3 protein-coding genes and 1 pseudogene are annotated in these 4548 nt (G+C 56.4%); 3 read left to right on the top strand and 1 reads right to left on the bottom strand.

What is annotated here, in order from left to right; genetic code table 11:
* The first annotated feature begins 659 nt into the window (after positions 1-659).
* The 3 genes from repA to repC all read left to right on the top strand — a co-directional run bounded on the left by repA (position 660) and on the right by repC (position 4411).
* On the top strand, positions 660-1871 hold the full coding sequence (repA, locus tag AB9K34_RS08680; RefSeq protein WP_369954037.1) for a plasmid partitioning protein RepA: 1212 nt from the start codon (positions 660-662) through the stop codon (positions 1869-1871).
* A gap of 103 nt (positions 1872-1974) precedes the next feature.
* Positions 1975-2970, top strand: coding sequence for a plasmid partitioning protein RepB (gene repB / locus AB9K34_RS08675; protein ID WP_369954036.1), 996 nt, complete (start codon positions 1975-1977; stop codon positions 2968-2970).
* 160 nt (positions 2971-3130) lie between these two features.
* Positions 3131-4411: a plasmid replication protein RepC gene (repC, locus tag AB9K34_RS08670; protein ID WP_369954035.1), complete on the top strand. Its 1281-nt coding sequence runs from the start codon at positions 3131-3133 to the stop codon at positions 4409-4411.
* A gap of 12 nt (positions 4412-4423) precedes the next feature.
* Here repC and AB9K34_RS08665 read toward each other — a convergent pair.
* Positions 4424-4548, bottom strand: a pseudogene (locus AB9K34_RS08665) (integrase); the annotation flags it as partial.

Below are 4548 nucleotides of genomic sequence, written 5' to 3'. Positions count from 1 at the left end.
GTCGAGTGCGGTGGCATCTGGAAGAAGCAGAACAAGGAGACCGGCGCCGACTACTACACCCTGACGATCCGCGACCACGGCTTCAACGCCAACCTCGGCAAGGCCGCGAACCAGGACGATCTGTCCCTGCAGGCCGTCATCTCCTGGGGCCCGAAAGACGCCGCGTGACGTAAAGAATCGGCTGGTGCAACCCAGCCGATTTCCACTGTTTCCCTTCGCGCTGACACGTATTCCCCGCATTTTGCAGCCAGTGGTTGGTGGGCGTGGTGGAAGCAACTGATCACTGACTTGGCGCAAGATGATGATGACGCAATCCGTTTTGGAGGAGACGGATTCGTGGTCCCCCTAGCGTTCCGAGGCTTCGAGCGCATTGCATTTTGACAGCCGTGCAGTGCGGAAAAATAAAATAATAACAGATAGTTGAGGTCAGCTGATGCGAAGTGAAAGTTGACTGCACATCCGAGCTAGTGACAGGTCCCCCTAGATATTGGGTAACTACAATCCTCGATCGCTACACATTGTCGAGACATCTAGGCACTCTGGTGGATAGGGTAAAAGCTAACCGCCGGGCGAAAATCGTTGTTAAGACTCGTTTTTCCGTGTAGATGACACTTTAATGGGCGAAATCGCTGAAAAAGCGATATTTAGAGGGCAGGCGGATGCGAGAACGGTCTTTTGCGGCTGATACGAAGGATCAACCCTTCGACGAGATCATCCTACAGCAAGGAGAGTTGATTTCCGACCGACTCAATATGTTGCGGCAGGAACAGTATCCTCCGGACGCCCAAAAAGGTCTACGTCAGTTTTCATTGGCCGAGGTTGCCTACTATCTCGGCGTGACGCAGTCGACCATTAAGAAGCTTCATCTCGAAGGCAAAGGTCCTGAACCTGAAACGTCGTCGTCCGGGAGGCGCAGCTACTCGGCCGAGCAAATGCTGGAACTGAGAGCTTATCTCGACAAGCATGGCCGCCCCGGTAAACGCCGTTATGTCCCTTATCGTCAGCCTGGCGAAGAACTGCACGTCGTGTCTGTCGTGAACTTCAAAGGGGGTTCCGGAAAGACCACTACCGCCGCTCACCTCGCTCAGCACTTGGCGTTGAAGGGGCATCGAGTTCTTGCGATCGACTTGGACCCTCAAGCCTCGCTCACAGCTTTGCATGGCATTCAGCCTGAGCTCGACGACGTGCCTTCGCTCTACGAAACACTTCGGTATGATGACGAGCGCAAGCCGATCTCAGAGGTGATCCGGCAAACAAACTTTCCCAACCTAGATATCGTTCCGGCAAGTCTCGAGCTTCAAGAATACGAATACGATACCCCGGTTGCTTTGACGAGCAGCGATCCCCATGAGGGCCGCACCTTCTTCACTCGTATATCAAAGGCGCTTAGCGAGGTTGATGACCGCTATGACGTGGTCGTAATCGATTGCCCTCCTCAGCTGGGCTACCTCACGCTCACTGCTCTGACGGCTTCATCTTCGGTAATTGTGACAGTCCATCCTCAGATGCTGGACGTCATGTCGATGAGCCAGTTTCTCCTGATGCTGGGCGGGATCATGAAGACGATCCGTGACGCTGGAGCGAACATGCGCCTGAAGTGGTTCCGTTACCTCGTAACGCGGTTTGAACCAACGGACGGTCCCCAAAAGCAGATGGTTGGGTTCCTCCAGGCGATGTTCCCAAATCAGATGCTGTCGGCTCCTGTGCTGAAATCTACGGCGATCTCCGACGCTGGGATCACCAAGCAGACGCTTTACGAAGTTGAACGGTCTCAGTTCGTGCGGACTACTTACGACCGCGCAGTTACGTCTTTGAATGATGTGAACGACGAAATCGCCGAACTGATCCACAAGGCTTGGGGGCGTGAATGACTAAGGTTTTGACAGCCGTGCAGAGAGCCAGTTTTGACAGCCGTGCAACTGTCGAAATGTGCGCTGCGCGTCGGTTGGATTCTGGCGAAAGGGAGATGGCTTGATGGCTCGCAAAGACCTCCTGAAGAGCGTTATGGCCGGCTCGCCGGAGCAGCCCAAGGATTCCGGTCGATCTGGATACGCAATGCGCGGTGCTTCGAAATCGATGAAGGTTTCGATTGATAGCCTTGCGGAGAACTCGAAGCGTCTCCTTGAAGGCGAAACCATTGTCGAGATCGATCCGCAATTGATCGATGTGTCATTCGTTTCGGATCGGCTTAGTGATGACGATGTTGCTTTCGAAGAACTGAAAGCATCGATCGCAGCAGGTCGCCAGGACACGCCGGTTTTGCTTAGACCGCATCCGGAAGCGGATGGCCGCTATATGATCGTCTTCGGGCATCGCCGTGTGCGAGTTGCTTCGGTGCTCGGCCGTAAGGTTCGCGCAGTTGTAAAACCAATGGACGATGTGGCTCACATTCTTGCTCAAGGGCAGGAAAACACTGCGCGCGCAGATCTCTCTTTTATTGAGAAAGCCCTATTTGCGAAGAGCCTCTTGGATATGGGGCAAGCCAAGGACGTGATCCAGTCCGCTCTTACCATCGATGGGACGTTGCTTTCACGGATGCTGTCAGTGGCGCAGAACGTCCCTCGGCATGTCATCGAACAGATTGGGCCGGCCAAGCAGATTGGGCGTGATCGCTGGGAAGACTTCAAGAAGTTGGCTTCGGAACCATCGAACGACAAGATCCTCAAGGAAGCTTTGGAGTTCGACGGGTTTCAGAACCTCGACAGTGATGCTCGCTTTGAGTTCCTGCACAGCAAGCTGGCAGAAGCGGGCAGGGCGCCGAAGCGCCGAAATACGCGTGCCATGCCCAAGAAACGAACCTGGACTGCCGGCAAAGGCCGCATCAAGGGAGTCATCGGTCGTTCCGGAAAGGCATTCAGCATTTCGCTTACGGCACAAGATTCAACCGAGTTCGGGGACTTTCTCTCGGGTCGGCTTGATCAGCTGTACAACGAATTCCTCGCGACGAAAGAGGAGCAGTCAGAACAATGATCTAGGCAAAAGAAAAGCCCCCAAGCAGCGTGGCCTGAGAGCTAATCTGAAAAGTTTGGTCGCTTAGACGATATCTCTCCCGCGAATCACTGTCAACAAGAACGCCACTTTGGCGAACGGCTTTCTTTTGCCTCCACATAACTGGAGGTGAGAAACAGGCATGAAACATACAGGTTGGCGCAAGCCGACACCGGGTCTTGGCATTGCAGAGCAGCTTGCCCAAGCCGGTGAACAGGTTGCCGTACCCAAAACGCGGGCATTTGTCGCTGTGAAGCGGGTAGGAGCCTACATTGGCCTCAAGGCCGGAGACATGATGCTTCTTGATACGCTCGGGGCCTTTACGCAGGCCCAGGACTGGGAGGAGGGGCAGCGCCCGATCGTCTGGGCGTCGAACGCCTATCTGATGGAACAGACGGGCTTCTCGCTCTCCGCACTCAAGCGCCATGCACGGCGCCTGGCCGAGATAGGCGTCATCTCCTTCCAGGACAGCCCAAACGGCAAGCGGTGGGGCCGCAGGGACGCCGAAGGGCGCATCGTCGAGGCCTATGGCTTCGATCTGTCGCCGCTTTCAGCCCGTGTCGATGAGTTCGAGGAGCTTCATGCCGAATTGCAGGCCGAACGCGAGCTCTGTCAGCGCCTGAAGCGCCAGATCACGGTGGCACGTCGGATGATCCGCGCTCGGATTGAGGCCGCCGTCAGCAGCGCGCTACGCGGCCCCTGGACGCAATTTACGGGTCTCTTCGAGGAGCTTCTGGACCGGCTTCCGCGCCGCCATGAAGCCTCCGAGCAACTTGCGCGACTCCTGATGTGGTTCAAGGAGCTTCAGGAGCGTGTCGAGGCGGCGTATCTCAAGGCAACTGAGGTCGCTCAAATTGTGGAAAACACGCCTGAAACCAGGGAACAAGTTTCTGAGAAGACTCAAGAAATGAACCCCAGGGAGGTCATTTCTGACCCTCATATACTAATTACAAACCAACTTAATCCTGTAACTCGTAATTCCTCAGAAAATGAGGAAGTCGCGGCCGTGGTGCCCAATGCTCAGCCCGAAGATCAGGTTGATAGGGAGCTGGAAGAATGGGTCGCCGAAGTGCGCAAGAAGCGCGCTGCGCTGGATCTTCCCACAATCATGCAGGCCTGTCCGGAATTCGCGTCCTGGGCGCGCAATATGGGCGGGTTCCTGAAAGATTGGGGCGATCTGCACCGGGTCGCTGGTCAACTCAGGCCGATGATTGGGGTGTCCGAGCATGCGTGGAATGTGGCCCAGGACCGTCTTGGCAAACAGGTGGCGACAGCGGCGCTGGCCCTTGTCTTCGAGAAGCATTGCGCAGGCGAAGTTTCGTCGCCGGGCGGCTATCTGCGCGGCATGGTCGAAAAGGCCGGGGCAGGGGAGCTGCATCTCGAGCGCAGCTTCTATGGCAGGCTCAGCGGGCAGGCGGTGTGATGGGGCAGGGGGTCAGAGACCAGCGGCCTTGGTCAGGTTCACGCGGAACCGGTCGCGACGGCGCTGGTAGCGGCGGGTCATCTCGGCCGAGGCGTGCCCCAGCTGCTTTTGGACATAGCGTTCGTCGACCTCAGCCG

The organism is Sedimentitalea sp. XS_ASV28 (assembly GCF_041224545.1).
In the GTDB taxonomy this organism is placed as follows: Bacteria; Pseudomonadota; Alphaproteobacteria; order Rhodobacterales; family Rhodobacteraceae; genus Sedimentitalea.
Note: the sequence above shows the minus strand (reverse complement) of the source record. Positions and strands in the feature narration are given on the sequence as shown.